The sequence below is a fragment of the Methylobacterium sp. CCH7-A2 genome (assembly GCF_001557075.1).
Taxonomy (GTDB): domain Bacteria; phylum Pseudomonadota; class Alphaproteobacteria; order Rhizobiales; family Beijerinckiaceae; genus Allobosea; species Allobosea massiliensis.
Map to the genome: position 1 here is coordinate 1 of NZ_LSKN01000090.1, position 19,185 is coordinate 19,185.

Here is a 19,185-nt window from a genome sequence, read left to right on the forward strand (position 1 = left end):
GGGGCGGAGAAGCCGCGCCTCGTCAATCCCACGGATGTGCGCGGCACCGAGGGCGGCGAGCGCACGCCGCCACTGGCCCGCACCGAGCAGCCCGGCATTCCCGCCCAGCTGCCGCCCGTGCAACCGCAGGATTCGACCTCGTCCCAACCGAAACCGGAGACGCCCGCCGTCCCTGTGACGCCGATGGAGTGAGCGCTCCCGCCTTCGTCTGCCACAACGAAAAAGCGCCCCCGGTTTCCCGGGGGCGCCTCTGTTTCAGGCGACGGACGCAGCAGCGATCAGGCGGCCTGAGCCGTCTCCACCTTGGCCTCGAGGACCTTCGCCTTGCCGCTGCCGATCGCGATCTGGCGCGGCTTCTTGGCCTCGGGGATCTCGCGGACGAGATCGATGTGGAGCAGCCCGTTCTCGAGGCTGGCGCCGGTCACATGCACATAGTCGGCGAGCTGGAAGCGGCGCTCGAAGGCGCGCGCGGCGATGCCCTGATGCAGGATCTCACGCTTCTCGCCATTGTCGTTGGCCTGCTTCTCGCCGCGCACCGTCAGCGCGTTCTCCTTGCTCTCGATCGAGAGGTCGGACTCGCCGAAGCCGGCGACCGCGATGGTGATGCGGTAGGCGTTCTCGGCCGTGCGCTCGATGTTGTAGGGCGGATAGCTCGGGGCCGAGTCGGTGCTGCCGACCTGGTCGAGCAGCGAGAACAGACGGTCGAAGCCGACGGTCGAGCGATAGAGCGGGGAAAGATCGAAGTGACGCATGATGTCCTCCAAAGAAGCGACGTCGATGTCCAGCCCGCCTCGTCTCGAGCGCGGGCCCGGTTCAGGTGCGTGCAGCCGTTCCGGCCTGCACGGAGCTGATCTGGGAAGACGTTTTCGGCTTTTCAAGAGGTCGTTCCGGCGGGCATAAACGGGGTCGGCGGATCGGTGGCGACGCCGCCCGGATCGCGAGCCAGCCGCCGGAAAGCCCGCCATGGCCGACGCCGAACTCTTCGCCCATCCCGATTATCCGATGCCGGGCCATGGCCGGGTCTGGTTTGCCCAGACGCGCGACGGCGCCAAGGTCCGCTTCGCGAGCTGGCGCCCGACGGTGAAGCCCGTGCGCGGCACCGTCGTCCTGGTGCAGGGTCGCGCCGAATTCATCGAGCGCTATGGCGAGACCGCCGCCGAACTGCGCCGGCGCGGCTTCCATGTGCTGACCTTCGACTGGCGCGGCCAAGGAGGCTCGCAGCGCTTCGTCCGCCGCGAGCGCAAGGGCCATGTCGGCTGGCTGCGCCATTACGAGGCGGATCTGGCGCTGGCCATGGCGCAGATGCAGGAGCGCTGCCCAGGCCCCTTTTTCGTCCTCGCTCATTCGATGGGGGCGGCCCTGTGCCTCGACGCCGCCCGCCGGGACGCCCTGCCCGTTTCCCGGCTGGTGGCGCTGGCGCCGATGCTCGAGCTCGCCATCATCGACAATCCGAGGGCCGCCAGCCGGCTTGCGAGCGTGCTGTTCTGGTTCGGCTTCGGCAAGGCCTTCGTGCCCGGCGGCGGCGACACCGCGATCGCGACCAAGCCCTTCGAGGGCAACCGCCTGAGCGGCGACCCTGTCCGCTATGCCCGCAACAGCGCGCTTTCGGCGGCCGCCCGCCATCTCAGCATCGGCGACCCGACCATCGCCTGGGTCCGCACCGCCTTCCGCCTGATGGCGCGGCTGGCCGCCCCCCACGCCGCCCGCGAGGTGCGCGTGCCGACGCTGGTGATCGCCGCCGGGCGCGACCGTGTCGTCTCGACACCGGCGATCGAGCGCTTCGCCGCGCGGCTGAAGACCGGAGGCGCGCTCGTCCTGCGCGAGGCGCGCCACGAGATCCTGATGGAGAGCGATCCGATCCGGGAGCAGTTCTGGGCCGCCTTCGACGCCTTCATTCCCGGCGAGGATGCACCGCTCGCAGCCGGCCCCGCTTCAGCCGGCGAGCCGCGCCAGCGCGGCCTCATGCAGCGCCTTGTTGGCGGCAGCGAGGATGCGCCCGCCGCCGGCGGCGCTGCCTCCGTCCCATGAGGTGACGATGCCGCCCGCGCCCTCGATGATCGGGATCAGCGCGACGATGTCATAAGGCTTCAGGCCGCTTTCGATCACGAGATCGACATGGCCCGCGGCGAGCATGCAATAGGCATAGCAGTCGCAGCCATAGCGGGCGAGCCGGACGGCCTCCTCGACACGGGCATAGGCCTGCGCCTCTTCGCCCTTGAAGAGGGCGGGCGAAGTCGTCATCAGCGTGGCGTCGGCCAGGTTTCGCACCTGGCGCGTGCGCAGGATGCGCGCTCCCCCCGGACCGTCATAGCGGGCTTCGCCGCCGTCGCCCCAGTAGCGCTCGCCGGTGAAGGGCTGGTGCATCATGCCGTAGACCGGCACGCCCCGGCGCGCCAGCCCGATCAGCGTGCCCCAGACGGGAATGCCGGAGATGAAGGCGCGCGTGCCATCGATCGGATCGAGCACCCAGCAATACTCGGCCTCGGCATTCTCGTTGCCGAACTCCTCGCCGATCACGCCATGGGCCGGGAACTGGCGCCGGATCAGATGGCGCATCACGGTCTCGCCGGCCTTGTCCCCCTCGGTGACGGGATCGAAGGCGCCGCCGCGCGACTTGTCTTCGAGCATGTGATGGGCGCGGAAGAAGGGCAGGATCGCCCGGCCGGACTGGGTGGCGAGCTCCGCCACGAAGGCTCCGAAATCGACCGCGCTCATGCTGGTTCCCCCTTGCGCCGATCCGCAGCGCCGCTCTTCTGATGATCGCCGGACCGGCCGAAGGCAAGCGGCCGGTGCTGGCCGCCCCGCTGGAGTGCGCCGTTCTGCGTCTGACGCATGCCTCATCCGCCGCCGGCTCGCGCAAAATTTTGGTCAGGCCACTTGCTTTTTTGCGCTGCACCGTCATATTGTGCACTGCGAAGGGGCGATGACCTCAAGCCTTCGTTGCCCTCCTTGGGCGTTTCCTCCCTAGACTTGGGCCGCCACGCAAGTGTGCGGCCCTTTTTTCTGTTGCGGTGGCAACGGCTTCATAGGGCCGTCATGCGCCCTACTCCGCCGCTTGGCGGAACCCGTCGAGCCAGCCGCTCCAGCGTGCGAAGCACTCGGCCATGGCCGCCGTGATCGCCTCCTCCAGCACGACGAAGCCGCCATGCGGCAGCAGCGTCGCCTCGTCCATGTAGAGGGCGCGGTTGATCTCGATCTGGAGCGTGTGAACGCCGGTGCCGGGCGCGCCGTAATGCTCGGTGATGAAGCCCCCCGCATAGGGCCGGTTGCGCGTCACGCTGAAGCCCAGCCGCGTGAAGGCGGCCTCGGCGACATCGGTGACGTAGCCGGCCGCGCTCGTGCCGAACCGATCCCCCAGGATGATATCGGGCTTCACCGGCCCCTCGCGGTCCAGCCCGGTCGAGGGCATCGAATGCGCGTCGACCAGGATGCAGGTGCCGAAGGCGCGCTGGGTCCGCTGCACCAGGTCGCGCAGCCCGGCGTGATAGGGCCGGTACAGCGAATCGATCCGCGTCAGCGCCTCCTCCACCGGAATCCGGCCGAAATAGATCTCGTGCGCGTCGCCGACGATGCGCGGGATCGTCCCCAGCCCGCCCGCGACCCGCAGGGAACGGGTGTTGGCGAAGGGCGGCAGCCGCCCCTCGAACATGCGCGGATCGAGCTCGTAGGGCTCGCGATTGACGTCGAGATAGGCCCGCGGGAACTCGGCCGCCAGCAGCGGCGCACCCAGAGTCACGCTGCGGGCGAAGAGCCGGTCGACATAGGCGTCCTCGGAGCGGCGCAGCGAGCGCAGCGGCAGCCTTGCGCGCTCGACGAAGGCCCGGGGATAGCGCCGGCCCGCATGCGGGACGTCGACCACCACCGGCACGATGTGCAGCGCCGGCTGATACAGCGTGTAGGGCCGCTCGATCTCGGCGACGACGTCTTCCGGGCCGGTGGAAAGGGGGCGGGATGGCTCGCTCATCGCCGCCGACAGAAGCACACAAAGCGGCTGGGTTGAAGCGCCACAGGCGCGCAGCGGCAAGCGCCCACGGATTCACCCGTTGTTTACCATACTGATGCCTTATAGAAACCGTGGGTTCCCACTGCGGGGGCGGGCCGATAACCCTGCCGCCGCGGTCGCGCGGGGATGGAGCGCGAATACGAGTCGAGACCGGGACCGGGCTACGCCGCCGGCCCCCGCTGCACCAGACACAGGCCTTACGGGACGGACAGATCAGGCCCATGACCAAGATACTTCTCGCCGAAGACGACAACGACATGCGCCGTTTCCTGGTCAAGGCCCTGCAGAATGCGGGCTATGACGTGGCCTCCTTCGACAATGGGCTCTCGGCCTATAACCGGCTGCGCGAAGAGCCCTTCGAGCTGCTGCTGACGGACATCGTCATGCCCGAGATGGACGGCATCGAGCTGGCGCGCCGCGCCACCGAGCTCGACCCCGACATCAAGGTGATGTTCATCACCGGCTTCGCGGCCGTGGCGCTGAACCCCGATTCGCAGACGCCCAAGGATGCCAAGGTGCTCTCCAAGCCCTTCCACCTGCGCGAGCTGGTGAACGAGGTCGAGAAGCTGCTGGCGGCCTGACGGCCGCCGACAGGCCTGTGACGCTTTCTCGACAAAGCGCCTTGCAAGGCTCGAAGCGAGCGGCTATAGCCGCACACCTCGCAACATGGTCGCCCGGCAACGGCGCAACCTGTTCCGGCCGCCGCGACGTTATCCCGACGCGGCAGACGGGCGCGTAGCTCAGCGGGAGAGCACTACGTTGACATCGTAGGGGTCACAGGTTCGATCCCTGTCGCGCCCACCATCTTCAAAGCCCCGGAGATCGCTCCCAAGAGCGGTGTCCGGGGTTTTTGCTTTTGGCGCCTGCGATGAGCGCAGCCTCTCCGGTTTCACGGCTCCGCCGCACCGCCCGACGCGCACCGCACGCCGACCTGATCAGGCGCCCCGCCCTGAACCTTCCGGCACCACGGGCGTTGGGCGGGCGTGGGGCGGGACCGTCCGCCGACTTGCCGAGAGGAAATGCGACCATGTTCAGGATGATTCTCGCCGGAGCGGCCGGTTGGATGCTGGCGACCCGGCCGGAGCTTCGCGAGCGCGTGCTGAACGTGACGCGCGATCTCTTCGCCCGGCTGACGGCGCGCTGAGCTTTTCTTCTCGCCCGGCCGGCAGAGGCGGCCGGGCGATTGCGCCAGACGGGTGGCAGCCCCGTCGATGCGGGCTGTCGCAGGCGTTCGGCGCGGGCTAGAAGCAGCCCCCCATGCCCTCCCCCGCGCAATCCCTCTCGCTCACCTCGTCTCGCTCCGCCTGGATGGCCGAGGCGGGGGCGACCTTGCGTCTTGGCTGGCCGCTGGTTCTGACCAATCTCGCCCAGACGGCGATGACGGCAACCGACGTGATGATGATGGGGCAGCTCGGCCCCGATGCGCTCGCGGCCGGCGCACTCGGCTCCAATCTCTACATGGCGGTGCTGATCTTCGGGATCGGCGTCATGGCAGCCGTGTCGCCGATGCTCTCGATCGAGCTCGGGCGCAACCGCCATGCGGTGCGCGAGATCAGGCGCACCGTGCGCCAGGGCTTCTGGGCAGCGGCGACGCTGGTCGGGCCGATGTGGCTCTTTCTCTGGCAGGCAGAAGCCGTTCTCGCCGCAATGGGTCAGGACCGCGCGCTCTCCGCGGCAGCCGGCAGCTATGTCCGGGCGCTGCAATGGAGCCTGCTGCCCTTCTTCTTCTACCTCGTGCTGCGCGGCTTCGTCGCGGCGCTGCAGCGCCCGCTGGCCGCGATGCTGGTGGTGCTGGCCGCGGTACTGTTCAACGCCTTCGCCAACTGGGTGCTGATGTTTGGCCGGCTCGGCCTGCCCGCGCTGGGCCTGCCCGGTTCGGGCCTCGCCACCGCCCTCTCCTCCGTGCTGATGTTTGCTGGTCTCGCCGCCCTCGTGCTGCGCAACCGGCAATTCCGGCGTTTCCGCCTGTTCGGCCGCTTCTGGGTCGCGGACTGGCCGCGCTACCGCGCCTTCTGGCGGCTCGGCCTGCCGATCGGCGCGACGCTCGCCTTCGAGGTCGTGATCTTCAACGGGGCCGCCTTCCTGATGGGCCTCATCGGCCCCACCGCGCTCGCCGCCCACGCCATCGCGATCCAGATCGCGTCGCTGACCTTCATGGTGCCGATGGGCATCGGCCAGGCTGCGACGGTGCGCGTCGGCCGCGCCTTCGGTGCCGGCGACCGCGACGGCATTCGCCGCGCCGGGCAGGTCGCGATCGTGCTCGGCGTCGGCTTCATGGCGCTGACGGCCCTCGTGATGTGGTTGGCGCCGCACTGGCTGGTGCGCCCCTTCCTCGACGTCAGCCGTCCCGGCGCGATCGAGGTCGCGGCGCTGGCGATGCATTTCCTGGTTTTCGCTGCGATCTTTCAGATCGTCGACGGGGCGCAGGTCGTCGGCTCCTGCCTGCTGCGCGGCCTCGGCGATACGCGCATCCCGATGCTCTATGCCGGGCTCGGCTACTGGGTGATCGGGCTGCCGCTCTCGGTCGCGCTGGGCTTCGGCACGCCGCTGGCCGGCAGCGGCATCTGGATCGGCCTCGCCGTCGCGCTGGCGCTGGTCGCGGCGCTGATGCTGGGACGCTGGGCGGCCCGCGAGCGGCTCGGCCTGATGCCGGCTGCGCCGGATCCGGGAACCTGACGCCCCCTGCGCGATTCCTTCCGAGAGAGAAGGAGACCGCCCATGGCTGACGACAGGACGAATCGCGGGCCGCAGGATCGCTCGCGCATCAATCTCGGCGAGGATTACGAGGTCCGCTACTGGACCGACAAATTCGGCATCTCGAAGAGCCAGCTCGAAGAGGCCGTCCGCAAGGCGGGCTCATCGGCCGCGGCTGTCGAGGAGGAGTTGCGGCGCCAGACCCTGAGCGGGGACCGCTAGCCTCGCCCCGGAACTGCCGGCCGCCTCCCGCCGTTGACGCGTCAGGAGGCGGCCATGCAGCGTTTCGAAGACGATTTCGATATCGACCTGTTCCTGGCGGTGATCTGCGGCGCGATCGTCCAGACCGTCCTTTTCGGCTTCGGGACGACGCTGGTGCTGTCGATCCCGCCCCTGGCAGAGCATGCGGCCCACCTGTTGATCGTTGCCCTGGCCTTAAGCCTGCTGTTCGCGCCGTTCTTCGGCTTCTGGATTTCGCTGCGCCTGCGCTACCGCAACTGGGGCCGCGAGGCCTGGCTGCGCGGCGATGATGTCTGCGGCAAAGCGGTCATGAGGCGGGATCGCTAGATCTGCGAGCGCAGCAGGCTCGCGAGCCAGTCCGACAGTTGCTCCCAGGACGACCGCGCCTGCCACTGCGCCAGCGTATACGGCCGCGCCCGCTTCAGATCCGCCTCGAACACCGCGATCTGCGCGCGGGCGAAGGCCGGATCATAGGCGTTGAGATTGACCTCGTCGTTCAGCCGCAGGGCCCGGTCGTCGATATTCGTCGAGCCCACGGAAGCCCAGGCCTCGTCCACCACCACGAGTTTGCAGTGATACATGGTCGGCTCGAACTCGTGGATGCGGATGCCTGCGTCCAGCAACTCGCCCCAGAAATGGCGCGAGGCTTTGTGGACGATGCGGGCATCGGTGATCGGGCCGGGGATGAGGATGTCGATCTCCACCCCGCGCTTGCGGGCATCCAGCAGTTGCTTACGGGTCGTCTCGTCCGGAACGAAATAGGGCGTGCCGAGCCGGATCCGCGTCTTTGCCGAAGACAGCGCCGTCATCAGCATCAGATGCATGACGCTGCGTTGATTCGTGGAACTCGCGACCACCTGGGCCGGACTGTCGCCAGCGGGCGCGAGGGCCGGGAAGAAACGGTCACCCATCAGCAATTCGCCCCCGGCCTCCAGCCAGTGCTCGGCGAACGCGGCCTGGAGTTCGGCCACGACCGGCCCCTCGACCTGGTAATGGTTGTCGCGCCACTCGGCCTTGGTGCGGGCGTCGCCGTTCCACTCGTCGCCGATACCGACGCCGCCCGTGAAGCCGATGCGGCCATCGACCACGACGATCTTGCGATGGGTGCGATTATTGACCTTGTCGAGCGTGCTCCAGGCCACCGGGCGGAAGCGGACGACCTCGACGCCCGCCGCCTTCATCCGTTCGACCAGAGCCTCCTCCATCGGGATACTGCCGACCCAGTCGAGCAGCACCTTGACGCTCACGCCTTCCCGCGCCTTCTGCGACAGCACCTCGGCGAACTGATCGGCAACATCGCCGCGCCAGTAGATATAGGTTTCGAAAGTGATGGTCTGGGTCGCCCCGCGCAGCGCCTTCAGCATCGCCGGGAAGATCTCGTTGCCGTTGACGAGCGTTTCGATGCGGTTGCCGGGCAGCATGTTCGAGCCGAACAGCGCGGCCATCGACCGGCCGAACTGGGGGTCCCCCGCTGCAAGATGATGCGGCAGCGGCTTCCCCAGATCCTTTCGTTCCGGGATCAGGTTCTCTGCCACCAGCCAGCCGACCGCGCCGAGTACTGCCGACACGATCGCGATGACGAGCCGGTTCTTCAGCAATCTCATCAGGGCCCCCGCCAGCTTCGCCGATGGCAAACCCATGCGGCGGCGGATGGGTTCCCCGCGGCGGCGGGCATTGCCCGCTGCCCGGCTCTGCCACGATAGTCAGGGACGCGCCCGCACCGGGCGAGCCGCCCCAACCGAAGACGACGCCATGGACATGACCGCCCCCGCCCGCATCGACATGGACCGCTTCTGGGCGACGATGGAGCGCTCCGCCGAGATCGGGCCCGGCCGGCCCGGCGGCCTCTCGCGCCTCGCCGCCTCCGATGCGGACAGGGAGGTTCGCGACCAGTTCGTCGCCTGGTGCCGCGAGGCCGGGCTCTCCGTCCGCATCGACGGCATCGGCAACATCTTCGCGCGCCGCGCCGGCACGGACGACAATCTGCCGCCGGTGGTGATGGGCAGCCATCTCGACACCCAGTTCAATGGCGGCCGCTTCGACGGCATTCTCGGCGTTCTCGGCGGGCTCGAGGTCTGCCGGGCGCTCGACACGATCGGCCATCGCACCCGCCGGCCGATCGAGCTGGTCAACTGGACCAACGAGGAAGGCGCGCGCTTCTCGCCGCCCATGGTGGGATCGGGCACCTTCACCGGCGCCTATACGCTCGACTGGGCCCATGGACGCGTCGACGAGGAGGGCCGCCGGCTCGGCGACGAGCTCGCCCGCATCGGCTATCGCGGCGAGATGGAGGAGACGCCCCATGCCTTCGACGCCTATTACGAACTCCATATCGAGCAGGGGCCCATCCTCGATCGCGAGGGCATGCAGGTCGGCGTCGTCACCGGCGGCTTTCCCTCCACCGGCATGCTGATCGAGTTCAGGGGCGAGACCGCCCATACCGGCCCCTGGCCGATGGAGTGGCGCAAGAACGCGCTCATTGCCGGCGCGCGCTTCCTCGTCGCGGTCGACGATCTCGGCTGGGTCCATGCCGGCACGGGCGGCAAGGCGACCGCCGCCCGCCTCGTCGCCTGGCCGAACAAGCCCGGCATCCTCTCCGACTGGGCCCAGGCGGTCGGCGACGTTCGCCATCCGGACCCCACCACCTCCGCCGTGATGGCCGAGGCGATGCGCCGCGCGGCTTACGAATCGGCGGCGAAGGCGGACTGCAGCGTCGAGATCCTCGATATCTGGCAATGGGGTGGAAACATCTTCGCGCCCGAACTCGTCGAGCAGGTCCGCGGCATCGCCAGCGCCCGGGGATATCGCCACCGCGACATTCTGAGCCAGGCCGGGCACGACGCCTATTTCGTCGCGCGCCACGCCCCCACCACGATGATCTTCACACCGTGCCGGGGCGGCATCACCCACAATAACGGGGAGTTCTGCTCGCGCGAGGACCTCGAACCGGGTCTCGACGTGCTGTTGCGGGCCGTGCTGGCGCGGGCCGACCGGGTCGAATGAAGGCTTGTGCCGGCAAAGCACCGGTGCGCTTGCACGACGCTTCCTCCGGAATGGGCTCAGGACGGCAATAAATTACGCTTCACCCCCGATGACGCCACGCTTTACTTGCGCTAGATTGCGATTTCCCGCTCACTCAGCCTCGAAGCTCCATGTACGATCGTCGCAAGCCTCCTGCCGCCCAGCCTTTTGTCACGCACGAAAATATCGAAGCCAAGGTCAAATGGTTCGATCCCGAGAAGGGGTTCGGTTTCGCGTCGCCCTCCGACGGTTCGGGCGACGTTTTCCTTCACATTTCTGCGATCGGCCCGCTCGACCAGCAGGACCTGCTTCCCGGCGCGACGATCATCGCCGACCTCGGCGAGGGCCGCCGCGGCCTGCAGGTGGTGGCCGTGCACGAGATCGACGCCTCGACCGCGACGCAGACTGCCCCGCGGGCGCCGCGCGCCCCGCGTGACGATTTCGGCGGCGGCTATGGCGGCGGTGGCGGCTATGCCGATCGCGGCGACCGCGGCGGTTATGGTGGCGGCGATCGCGGCGGCTATTCCGATCGTGGCGGCTTCGGCAACCGCGACAGCGGCCCGATGGAAGGCCCCTTCGACGGCGCCGTGAAGTTCTTCAACGCGGAGCGCGGCTTCGGATTCATCGCGCCCGACCAGGGCGGCGCCGACGTGTTCCTGCACGTCTCCTCGCTGAGCCGCAGCGGCCTTCAGCCGCCGATGGACGGGCAGCGCGTGCGCTTCTCGATTCGCGCCGGCAAGAAGGGCCCCGAAGCGGCGAACGTCAGCTACATCTGACGCTCCCGCACCGCCCAACGATCAGACCCGCCGGTTCGCGCCGGCGGGTTTCTTTATGGGCGGCGACGGCCACGTTGGAGCCGTAAAGCACGGGACGAACCCGCTGCGGCCTCACACCCGCTCCAGCGCCCGGTGCGGCAGGGCCGGCAGCGTGACCGCGATAGCATCCCCCGGCGCGACCGCCCCGCCCTCCAGCACGATGCCCATGATGCCGGCCTTGCGCACGAGCCGGCCTTCCGCATCGCGCCCCAGAACGGCGGCGAGCAGGCCGGGCCGGAAGGCCTCGATCTGGGCGCAGGGGTTGCGCAGGCCGGTGATCTCGACCAGCGCCTGCTGCCCAAACCTCAGTCGGGCGCCGACCGGCAGGCCCAGCAGGTCGAGCCCGCGCGTCAGCAGGTTCTCGCCCATCTGCCCCGGCGCGACGTCGAAGCCGGCGGCGTTCAGCTCGTCGAGGAGTTCGGCGTGGATGAGATGGACCTGCCGGAGATTGGGCTGCGTCGGATCGACTGCGACCCGCGAGCGGTGCTTCACCGTCTCGCCGCAATGGGCATCGCCCTCGACGCCGAGCCCGGCGAGCAGGCGGATCGAGTCCTGAACCGGCTTGCTGAAGCGATGTCCCATCGCCGCGCTCACCGAGATCACTGTGGCGGTTGTCATCACCCGCATCGCCCTCCTGAGATCATCCTCGTTGAATGATGTGACGTGGAAACACGCGGTCGTCCCGGGCGTGACCCCGGACCCATTCCGGAACCTCCCTCACCAGCGCTCCGGTATGGATCCAGGATCTCCGCTTCGCTGCGTCCGGGATGACAGCCTACTTCCAAAATTCCAGGAAAACCGCGCTGGACGACGCAGGTTGATCAACACGTGCCGCTCATGACAAAGCCGGCCCCGCATCGCGGAACCGGCTTCGCAAGATCCTGCCCAAACGGCTGGAGGCTCAGTGGTCCTCGTCGAGACCGCCCATATGCTTCTGGGTGTAGAGCTCGATGCCGATGCGGCCGATGAGGTCGAGCTGCGTCTCGAGGAAGTCGATATGGCCTTCCTCGTCCTTCATCAGGGCCTTGAACAGGTCCTCGGACGGGTAGTCGCCGACCTCGCGGCAATAGCTCGCCGCTTCCTGATAGAGCGCGCGGGCCTCGATCTCGGCCTTCAGATCGGCCTCGATCACTTCCTTGACGTTCTCGCCGATCCGCAGCGGATCGAGCGTCTGCATGTTCGGGAAGCCCTCGAGGAAGAGGATGCGGTCGACGAAGCGGTCGGCATGGACCATTTCCTCGATCGATTCCTTCTTCCAGGTCTTGGCCATCTCCTTCAGACCCCAATTGTCGAGGATCCGATAGTGCAGCCAGTACTGGTTGATCGCCGTCAGCTCGGAGCGAAGCCCCTTGTTGAGGTATTCGATGACCTTCTTGTCACCCTTCATGGCACTGAGGCTCCCCCGTTACATTAGAATGATCCTAATGTAGGATAGCGCGTCCCGAAAGGGAAGGACCAATATCGCAGCCGGCCCCGTTGGCGGGCTCAGGCGGCGAGGTCGTTCTCGGCGTCGAGCCCGTCCATCATCTGCCCAACGGCGACGTGGACCGTGCACTCGATGTCGCGCGCCGCGCAGGAACCGCACTGTGTCATGCAGGCCGCCCGCGCCTCCGCGAGGATGGCGCGCACCTCGCGGGCGCAGCGCCCGCAATCGGGGCTGCAGCCGAGGCAGTCATAGGCTTCTCCCGCCGTCCGCGGGCCCGTGCCGTCAGGGGCGATGGTGCCCTTGATCTGATGGCAGGACAGGACGTTGCAGGAGCAGACGATCATCAGTGTCCGCCCGCTGCGACCCGGCCCTCATGGCCGCGATGCTCGGTGGTGCGGGTCTCGATCTCCTGACCGTCGGCGCGGCGCAGGCGCACGATGACCTCGACCGAGGAGATCATCATGCCCTCCGGCGCCTCGGGCAGCCCGGCGACCTGAATCGTCGAGCCCGGGATGTCGACGACCGTCTCGTCATCTTCGTTGTAGAAATGGTGATGCTCGGAGACATTGGTGTCGAAGAAGGTTTTCGGCCCGGAGACCGAAACCTGGCGCAGCAGCCCGGCCTCGGAGAACTGGCGCAGCGTGTTGTAGACGGTGGCGAGCGAGAGCGGCTCGCGAGCGCGCAGCGCCTCCTCATAGAGCATCTCGGCGCTGACATGGCGGTCGCCCTTGGCGAAGAGCAGCCAGCCCAGCGCCATGCGCTGGCGTGTCGGCCGCAGGCCGGCCGTCCGCAGCCGCGCCTTCACGGCACTGATCGGGCAGGAGGCCGGGCTCTTCTGCGGCCAGGGAATCTGGTCGGCCATGGCCCGCTGCGCGGTCTGATCCTTCGGGGACGAAAAACTCATCGAAGACGCCTTCCACATCGCCGGCTTTGCGGCGCGTAGTTTAGAAAACATCTAAACTACTGATATTGCTCTATTATTTGTCGAAGTGAGGCCCGCTTGTCAATCGCAGGGGCTGCGGCATCCCGCCCCGCACCCCGGTCCCGCGGCGGCTCGGCTCTCAGTGGCCGCCACCGGCACCGGGCTGCGCGGCCGGGGGTTTGCGCATGAACAGCGCCAGCGCGACGAGCGCCGCGAAGATGCAGGTCAGCCCGAGGAAGACGTCGCCGAAGGCCAGGATCAGCGCCTGCTTGTGAGCCCTCTGGTTGATCAGCGCGAGCGCCATCTGCTCGGCCGCGTCGCCATAGTCGAGGAAGCGCTGCATCGTCTGGGCGATCGCCTCCTCCGCCACCTGCCGGCCGGCCGCGACGTGCTCGTGCAGCCGTGCGATGTGGAGGTCGGTCCGGTTGTTGAGCATCGTGTTGATCAGCGCGAGCCCGACCGCGCCGCCGAGATTGCGCGTGAGGTTGTAGAGCCCCGACGCGTTCTTGAGCTGCGCAGGCGGCAGCGTGCCGAGCGCGAGATTGTTGATCGGCACCATGCACAGCATCAGCGAGACGCCGCGCAGGATCTGCGGCGCGAGCAGTTCGTGGAAATCCCAGTCCGCGGTGATGCCGCTGGCGATCCAGGTGCCGAGCGCGAAGCCCGCAAAGCCGATCATCATCTGCACGCGCGGATCGATCTTGGCGGAGAGCTTGCCGGCGATGGGAGCCGTCAAAAACATGCATAGGCCCGTGACGAACATCGTCTCGCCGATCTGGAGCGCGTCATAGCCGCGGATGCGCCCGAGATAGACCGGGTAGAGATAGGTCAGCCCGTAGAGGCCGATGCCCATGCAGAAGGAGAACAGCGAGCCGAAGGCGAAGTTGCGGTTGGTGAAGGCGTAGAGATCGACCAAGGGATCGTCCCGCGTCAGAGCGCGCCAGAAGAACAGCACCGCGCCGAAGACCATGACGACGGTGAAGAAGACGATCTCGTGGCTTTCGAACCAGTCCAGCCGTGTGCCTTCCTCCAGCACATATTCGAGGCTGCCGAGGAAGCCCGCCATCCCGAGCAGGCCGAGCCAGTCGAAGCGCTTCAACAGCCCCTTCTGCGGCTTGTCGAAATCGATCAGCGTCCAGGCGGCGATGGTGACGCCGATGCCGGGCACGACATTGACCAGGAACAGCCAGTGCCAGGAGAATGCGCTGCTGAGATAGCCGCCAACGGTGGGGCCGATCGTCGGCGCCAGCGTCGCCACCAGCCCGATCAGCGGCGAGACGACGGGACGCTTGGAGGCCGGGAAGATCGTGAAGGCGGCGGCGAAGACGCCGGGGATCATGCCGCCGCCGATGAAGCCCTGGACCGCCCGCCACAGGATCATCTCGTTGATCGAGGACGACATCGCGCAGAGCACGCTGGCGATGGTGAAGCCGGCCGCGGCGATGGTGAAGAAAACGCGGGTCGACAGCGCCCGACTGAGATAGCCGGAGAGCGGAATCATGATCACTTCCGCGATCAGATAGGCCGTCTGCACCCAGGCGATCTCGTCCGAAGAGGCCGAGAGGCCGGCCTGGATCTCCGCCAGCGAAGCCGAGACGATCTGGATGTCGAGGATCGCCATGAACATGCCGAAGACCATCGCCACGAAGGCAAAGATCCGGCGCATCGGAATGGCGTCGTCGGCCGGCGGGCTGCCCGCCGGGCTGGTCAGGGTCGCGGTGGCCATGGCGGCCGTTCCTTCTCGTGAACCTCCTCGTCATCCCGGACAAGCCGCGTCAGCGGCGCCGATCCGGGATCCATGCCGGAGCATGGATTGGTGAGGTTCAGGCATGGATCCCGGGTCTCCCTGCGGTCGCCCGGGATGACGGTTGCGGGTTGCTCGGCCCGTCAGCGCTGCCCTGAAGGCCGCGGATCGATCCTGACCACCACCGACATGCCGGGCCGCAGCACATGGCGCGCCGTGGCCTCGGGGGCGAGGGCGATGCGAACCGGCACGCGCTGGACGATCTTCGTGAAATTGCCGGTCGCGTTGTCAGGCGGCAGCAGCGTGAAGACCGAGCCGGTGCCGCCGCTGATGCCGCTGACGCGCCCTTCGAAGACCTGGCCTGGCAGCGCATCGACCGTGATCGTCGCCCTGTCGCCGATCTTCAGCGGCCCGACCTGCGTCTCCTTGAAATTGGCATCCACATAGACCTGGTCCAGCGGCACGATCGACATCAGCCGCTTGCCGGCGCTGACGAGGTCGCCGAGCTGCACATTCGTGTTCGCGACGAGCCCCGAGATCGGCGCCGTGACGCGGGTGAAGCCGAGGTCGCGCTCCGCCTTCTGCTCGGCGATCTTCAGCTCCTCGACCTGCCTTGCCGCCTCGACCCGTTGGGCCTTCAGCACCTCGACATTGGCCTGTGCGGCGGCGACGCCGGCCACGGCGCTGCCGAGCGAGGCCTTCGCCTGATCGCGCGCGGCCGTCGCTGCATCCAGCGTCGCCTGGGAGCCATAGGACTTGGCGGCGAGACTGCTGGCGCGCTCGAAATCGGCCACCGTGCGGGTGACGCCAGCCTGGGCCGAGACCTCCTGCGCCTGGGCCTGCTGCAGACTTGCCTGCCCGGCCTCGATCTGGCTGTCGATGCGCGCGAGCGTCGCCAGAGCCGTGGCGGTCTTGGCGCGTGCGCTGTCGAGCGCGAGCCGCCAGTCGCCATCGTCGAGGGCGACGAGCGGCTGCCCCGCCTTCACTTCCTGGTTCTGGGTGACGCTGACGCTCGTGACATTGGCCGAGAGCTTGGCCGAGATCGTCGCCATCTCGGCGCCGACATAGGCATCGTCGGTCGAGACGATGAAGCGGCCATTGAACCACCAGTCGGCCCCGAACCAGAGTCCGGCGCCCAGCAGGGCGGTGCCGACCAGCGCCAGTCCCGCGCGGCGGATCATGGATCTGCGGGGCGATGGCTTCGATGCGGACGTGCTGTCTGCCTCCGGCGCCGTCTCGCCAGCGCGGCGCGCCTCGACCCCCGCGGGGGCAGCGTCCGGAGCCGCCTTCGCCGGTTCGACCAGTTTCAAACGGTCGCGCCGCACCTCGCCGCGCGCCTCAGGCAGGATTTCGGCAGCCATGGGATCTTCCCGATCACGAACAATTCGAACCAAGCGGTTCGATTGATATTGAACTAGCCCGCGTCTCGCGGCATATCAAGAGCGAATCGAACCAGGCGGTTCGATGATTTTGCAGATGCGTCCTGCGCCTGACGGATGGAACCGATGAACAGAACGGCCGATCGACGGCCCAAAGCCGCAGCCCGCAACCGTCGGGTCGCGGGGATGGATCCCGAAAAGCGTCGCCAGATTCTCGATGGCGCGCAGGCGATCTTCCACGCCCAGGGTTTCGACGCCGCGAGCATGAACGAAATCGCCGCCGCCGCCGGCGTCTCCAAGGGCACGCTCTATGTCTATTTCGAGGACAAGGAGCATCTCTTCGTCGCGCTGATCGAGCGCGAACGGGAAAAGCACCGCCAGCACATCTACGATGCGCTCACGGAGCATCCCGATTTGCCGCGGGCGCTGGCGGGGTTTGGCGCCAATCTGATCAGGCTTCTGACCGATCCGTTCTCGCTGAGCGCTCACCGGATCGTGCTCGGCGTGGCCGAGCGCATGCCGGAGATCGGCCGCGCCTTTTACGAACGCGGCCCGCTGCTCGGCGGGCAGCGTCTCGGTGCCTTTTTGGAAGGTCGCGTCGCGGCGGGCGATCTTGCAATCGACGACAGCTTTCTCGCGGCCAGCCAGTTCATCGATCTCTGCCAGGCGACCCTGCTGCGTCCCCGCCTGTTCAATGCGGACCCTCGACCGCCCTCGGAAGCCGAGATCCGGCGGGTGGTCGATGAAGCGGTCGCGATGTTCCTGGCGCGCTACGCCACTCCGGCCCTGCGCGCCACGCTCAGCCCGCCTCGCGCGCCTTGATGCGCTCGCGATGGGCGGTGTAGAGCCCCGAGCCCGCAATGATCACGGCGCCGACGAGCGTCCAGAGATCGGGCAGCACGCTGAAGACGAAAAGACCGAAGAGCGAGGCCCACAGCAGCTGGATATAGGAGAAGGGCGCCAGCAGCGAGGCATCGCCATGGCGATAGGCCAGCACGATCAGCCAGTGGCCCATGGTCGAGGACAGTCCGACGAACATGCCCATCGCGAGGACGGTCGGCGTCACCGGCGTCCAGACGAAGGGAACCGCGAGGCTGAGCAGGCAGAGGCCGACCAGGGCCGAATAGGCCAGCGTCGTCAGCGGACTCTCGGTGCGGCTCATCATCCGCGTCATGATCATCGCGAAGGCCCATGACAGGGCCGAGGCAACCGCCAGCAGCGAGGCGATCTGGAACCCCGCACCGCCCGGCCGCACCACGATCAGCACTCCGGCGAAGCCGACCAGCGTCGCGGTCCAGCGCCGCCAGCCGATCGTTTCGCGCAGGATCGGGATCGACAGCGCGGTGACGAAGAGTGGCGCGACGAAGCCGGTCGCAGTCGCGTCCGCCAGAGGCATGTAGCGCAGCGCCATCACGAAGAGCACGGACGACGCCAGGAGGCCGATCCCGCGCAGGACCTGCAGCGTCGGGCGCTGGGTCGACAGGCGGGCGAGCCCCCCGCTGCGCCAGACGATGCCGAGCATGATCAGGGTGAAGGTGCAGTAGCGAAGCCAGCTGACCTGCAGCGGCGAGATTTGCTGCGTGAGCAGCTTGGAGACCATGTCGGCCGAGGTCAGGAAGATGCTCGCCAGCAGCACGAAGGCGATGCCGCGCAGCGGCGCGTCCCTGCGCATGGGCAGCGGGGCAGCGGGCAGCACAGGAGGCGGCGGTTCGGTCTGGGGAGCGTTCGGCACGGCAGAATCGCAGCGGCGGGGACTGCGATCCTAGAGAGCTTTGCCGGCGATCGGTTGCGCAAAGAACGGACGGCGCACATGCAGCGGACAGGCGCAACGGAAAAGGCGGGCCGCAGGGGCCCGCCTCGCCGTCGTCTGATCGCGCTGACGGTGCGGCTCAGGCCGCCTTCTGCCGCGGCTGGATCAGCTTGCGGTTGATCAGCACCTCGGCGATCTGCACCGCGTTCAGCGCCGCGCCCTTGCGCAGATTGTCGGAGACGCACCAGAAGGCCAGGCCGTTCTCGACCGTATTGTCCTCGCGGATGCGGGAGATGTAGGTCGCGTCCTCGCCGGCCGCCTCATGGGGCGTGATGTAGCCACCCGGCTCGTGCTTGTCGATCACGAGCAGACCCGGCGCCGAACGCAGCACCTCGCGTGCCTCGTCGGCCGTGACCGGCTTCTCGCACTCGATGTTGACGCTTTCGGAATGGCCGATGAAGACCGGCACACGCACGCAGGTCGCGGTCAGCTTGATCTTGGGGTCGAGGATCTTCTTGGTCTCGACCATCATCTTCCACTCTTCCTTGGTGAAGCCGTCCTCCATGAAGACGTCGATCTGCGGAATGAGATTGAAGGAGATCCGCTTGGGGAACTTCTTGCTGGTCACCTCGCCGGCCGAGAACACGGCGCGCGTCTGGTTGAAGAGCTCGTCCATGCCCTCCTTGCCGGCGCCGGAGACCGACTGATAGGTCGAGACGACGACGCGCTTGACGCCGTACTTCTCGTGCAGAGGCTTCAGCGCCACGACGAGCTGCGCGGTCGAGCAGTTCGGATTGGCGATGATGTTCATCTTGGTGAAGCCGGCCGTGGCGGCGGCGTTCACCTCCGGCACGATCAGCGGCACGTCGGGGTGCATGCGCCAGGCCGAGGAGTTGTCGATCACGACGCAACCCTGCTGGCCGATCTTGGGCGACCACGCCTTCGAGACCTCGCCGCCGGCCGACATCAGGCAGATATCCGTGTCGGAGAAATCGTAATGCTCAAGCGCGCGGCACTTCAGCGTACGGTCGCCGAAGGAGACCTCGGTGCCGACGGAGCGCGAGGAGGCCAGCGCGACGACCTCGCTGACCGGGAAGGCCCGCTCGGCCAGGATGTCCAGCATCTCGCGGCCCACATTCCCCGTGGCGCCGACGATCGCGACCTTGAAGCTCATGATGATGTTCCTTTCGG

At 67.7% G+C, this 19,185-nt stretch carries 21 protein-coding genes and 1 tRNA gene; 10 read left to right on the forward strand and 12 right to left on the reverse strand.

What is annotated here, in order from left to right:
- Nucleotides 1–192, forward strand: a 192-nt coding sequence (locus tag AX750_RS26410) for a hypothetical protein (protein WP_197432801.1), incomplete at its 5' end; no start/stop codon positions are given.
- An 86-nt stretch (nucleotides 193–278) separates the two neighbouring features.
- Here AX750_RS26410 and AX750_RS07400 read toward each other — a convergent pair.
- Nucleotides 279–752 carry an Hsp20 family protein gene (locus tag AX750_RS07400; protein ID WP_066720097.1) on the reverse strand — a complete coding sequence of 158 codons (474 nt, stop codon included), beginning with the start codon at nucleotides 750–752 and terminating at the stop codon, nucleotides 279–281.
- A gap of 211 nt (nucleotides 753–963) precedes the next feature.
- Between AX750_RS07400 and AX750_RS07405 the strand changes: the two genes are divergently transcribed.
- Nucleotides 964–2,028 (forward strand): alpha/beta hydrolase, encoded by a 1,065-nt coding sequence (locus AX750_RS07405; RefSeq protein ID WP_082734917.1) that lies wholly within the window; start codon nucleotides 964–966, stop codon nucleotides 2,026–2,028.
- Here AX750_RS07405 and hisN read toward each other — a convergent pair.
- Both hisN and AX750_RS07415 read right to left on the reverse strand, forming a co-directional pair.
- On the reverse strand, nucleotides 1,933–2,715 hold the full coding sequence (gene hisN, locus AX750_RS07410; protein WP_066720073.1) for a histidinol-phosphatase: 783 nt from the start codon (nucleotides 2,713–2,715) through the stop codon (nucleotides 1,933–1,935). The two genes, AX750_RS07405 and hisN, sit on opposite strands and share 96 nt — an antisense overlap.
- Nucleotides 2,716–3,043: 328 nt before the next feature.
- A complete protein-coding gene (locus AX750_RS07415) occupies nucleotides 3,044–3,964 on the reverse strand; it encodes an N-formylglutamate amidohydrolase (RefSeq protein WP_066720071.1) in 921 nt (306 codons plus the stop codon).
- A 260-nt stretch (nucleotides 3,965–4,224) separates the two neighbouring features.
- Here AX750_RS07415 and AX750_RS07420 point away from each other — a divergent pair, with 260 nt between their 5' ends.
- The 5 genes from AX750_RS07420 (at nucleotide 4,225) to AX750_RS07440 (ending at nucleotide 7,264) form a co-directional block, all read left to right on the forward strand.
- Nucleotides 4,225–4,584, forward strand: a complete 360-nt coding sequence (locus AX750_RS07420; protein WP_038363805.1) for a response regulator — start codon at nucleotides 4,225–4,227, stop codon at nucleotides 4,582–4,584.
- Between the two features lie 148 nt (nucleotides 4,585–4,732).
- Nucleotides 4,733–4,807, forward strand: a tRNA-Val gene (locus AX750_RS07425).
- Nucleotides 4,808–5,311: 504 nt separating this feature from the next.
- Nucleotides 5,312–6,679, forward strand: a complete 1,368-nt coding sequence (locus AX750_RS07430) for an MATE family efflux transporter (protein ID WP_066720067.1) — start codon at nucleotides 5,312–5,314, stop codon at nucleotides 6,677–6,679.
- 42 nt (nucleotides 6,680–6,721) lie between these two features.
- Nucleotides 6,722–6,919 carry a DUF3606 domain-containing protein gene (locus AX750_RS07435; RefSeq protein ID WP_066720064.1) on the forward strand — a complete coding sequence of 66 codons (198 nt, stop codon included), beginning with the start codon at nucleotides 6,722–6,724 and terminating at the stop codon, nucleotides 6,917–6,919.
- A 33-nt stretch (nucleotides 6,920–6,952) separates the two neighbouring features.
- Nucleotides 6,953–7,264 (forward strand): hypothetical protein, encoded by a 312-nt coding sequence (locus AX750_RS07440; RefSeq protein WP_156446518.1) that lies wholly within the window; start codon nucleotides 6,953–6,955, stop codon nucleotides 7,262–7,264.
- Here AX750_RS07440 and cls read toward each other — a convergent pair.
- Nucleotides 7,261–8,577 carry a cardiolipin synthase gene (gene cls / locus AX750_RS07445; protein WP_197432802.1) on the reverse strand — a complete coding sequence of 439 codons (1,317 nt, stop codon included), beginning with the start codon at nucleotides 8,575–8,577 and terminating at the stop codon, nucleotides 7,261–7,263. The two genes, AX750_RS07440 and cls, sit on opposite strands and share 4 nt — an antisense overlap.
- Nucleotides 8,578–8,689: 112 nt before the next feature.
- Here cls and AX750_RS07450 point away from each other — a divergent pair, with 112 nt between their 5' ends.
- A complete protein-coding gene (locus tag AX750_RS07450) occupies nucleotides 8,690–9,940 on the forward strand; it encodes a Zn-dependent hydrolase (RefSeq protein ID WP_066720059.1) in 1,251 nt (416 codons plus the stop codon).
- A 149-nt stretch (nucleotides 9,941–10,089) separates the two neighbouring features.
- Complete coding sequence (locus AX750_RS27045; RefSeq protein WP_066720055.1) at nucleotides 10,090–10,734, forward strand: cold-shock protein; 645 nt, start codon at nucleotides 10,090–10,092, stop codon at nucleotides 10,732–10,734.
- A 111-nt stretch (nucleotides 10,735–10,845) separates the two neighbouring features.
- Here AX750_RS27045 and AX750_RS07460 read toward each other — a convergent pair whose 3' ends face one another.
- From AX750_RS07460 to AX750_RS07485, 6 genes are all read right to left on the reverse strand, one after another.
- Nucleotides 10,846–11,391, reverse strand: a complete 546-nt coding sequence (locus AX750_RS07460; RefSeq protein ID WP_066720088.1) for an MOSC domain-containing protein — start codon at nucleotides 11,389–11,391, stop codon at nucleotides 10,846–10,848.
- 283 nt (nucleotides 11,392–11,674) lie between these two features.
- Nucleotides 11,675–12,160 (reverse strand): bacterioferritin, encoded by a 486-nt coding sequence (gene bfr, locus AX750_RS07465; RefSeq protein WP_066720052.1) that lies wholly within the window; start codon nucleotides 12,158–12,160, stop codon nucleotides 11,675–11,677.
- Between the two features lie 98 nt (nucleotides 12,161–12,258).
- The gene (locus AX750_RS07470) at nucleotides 12,259–12,543 is read right to left on the reverse strand and encodes a (2Fe-2S)-binding protein (RefSeq protein ID WP_066720050.1); all 285 of its coding nucleotides are present in this window, start codon (nucleotides 12,541–12,543) and stop codon (nucleotides 12,259–12,261) included.
- On the reverse strand, nucleotides 12,543–13,061 hold the full coding sequence (irrA, locus tag AX750_RS07475; protein ID WP_082733261.1) for an iron response transcriptional regulator IrrA: 519 nt from the start codon (nucleotides 13,059–13,061) through the stop codon (nucleotides 12,543–12,545). Before irrA ends, AX750_RS07470 begins: the two co-directional genes overlap by 1 nt.
- A gap of 199 nt (nucleotides 13,062–13,260) precedes the next feature.
- Nucleotides 13,261–14,847: a DHA2 family efflux MFS transporter permease subunit gene (locus AX750_RS07480; protein ID WP_066720048.1), complete on the reverse strand. Its 1,587-nt coding sequence runs from the start codon at nucleotides 14,845–14,847 to the stop codon at nucleotides 13,261–13,263.
- Between the two features lie 161 nt (nucleotides 14,848–15,008).
- Nucleotides 15,009–16,226: an HlyD family secretion protein gene (locus tag AX750_RS07485; protein ID WP_082734915.1), complete on the reverse strand. Its 1,218-nt coding sequence runs from the start codon at nucleotides 16,224–16,226 to the stop codon at nucleotides 15,009–15,011.
- A gap of 144 nt (nucleotides 16,227–16,370) precedes the next feature.
- Here AX750_RS07485 and AX750_RS07490 point away from each other — a divergent pair, with 144 nt between their 5' ends.
- A complete protein-coding gene (locus AX750_RS07490; RefSeq protein WP_082734914.1) occupies nucleotides 16,371–17,066 on the forward strand; it encodes a TetR/AcrR family transcriptional regulator in 696 nt (231 codons plus the stop codon).
- Here the strand turns inward: AX750_RS07490 and AX750_RS07495 are convergent.
- Together AX750_RS07495 and AX750_RS07500 are read right to left on the reverse strand one after the other, a co-directional pair.
- Entirely contained in the window at nucleotides 17,044–17,976 is a 933-nt protein-coding gene (locus tag AX750_RS07495) for a DMT family transporter (RefSeq protein WP_245282336.1), read from the reverse strand. The two genes, AX750_RS07490 and AX750_RS07495, sit on opposite strands and share 23 nt — an antisense overlap.
- 157 nt (nucleotides 17,977–18,133) lie before the next feature.
- The gene (locus tag AX750_RS07500) at nucleotides 18,134–19,168 is read right to left on the reverse strand and encodes an aspartate-semialdehyde dehydrogenase (protein ID WP_066720043.1); all 1,035 of its coding nucleotides are present in this window, start codon (nucleotides 19,166–19,168) and stop codon (nucleotides 18,134–18,136) included.
- Between the last annotated feature and the right edge of the window lie 17 nt (nucleotides 19,169–19,185).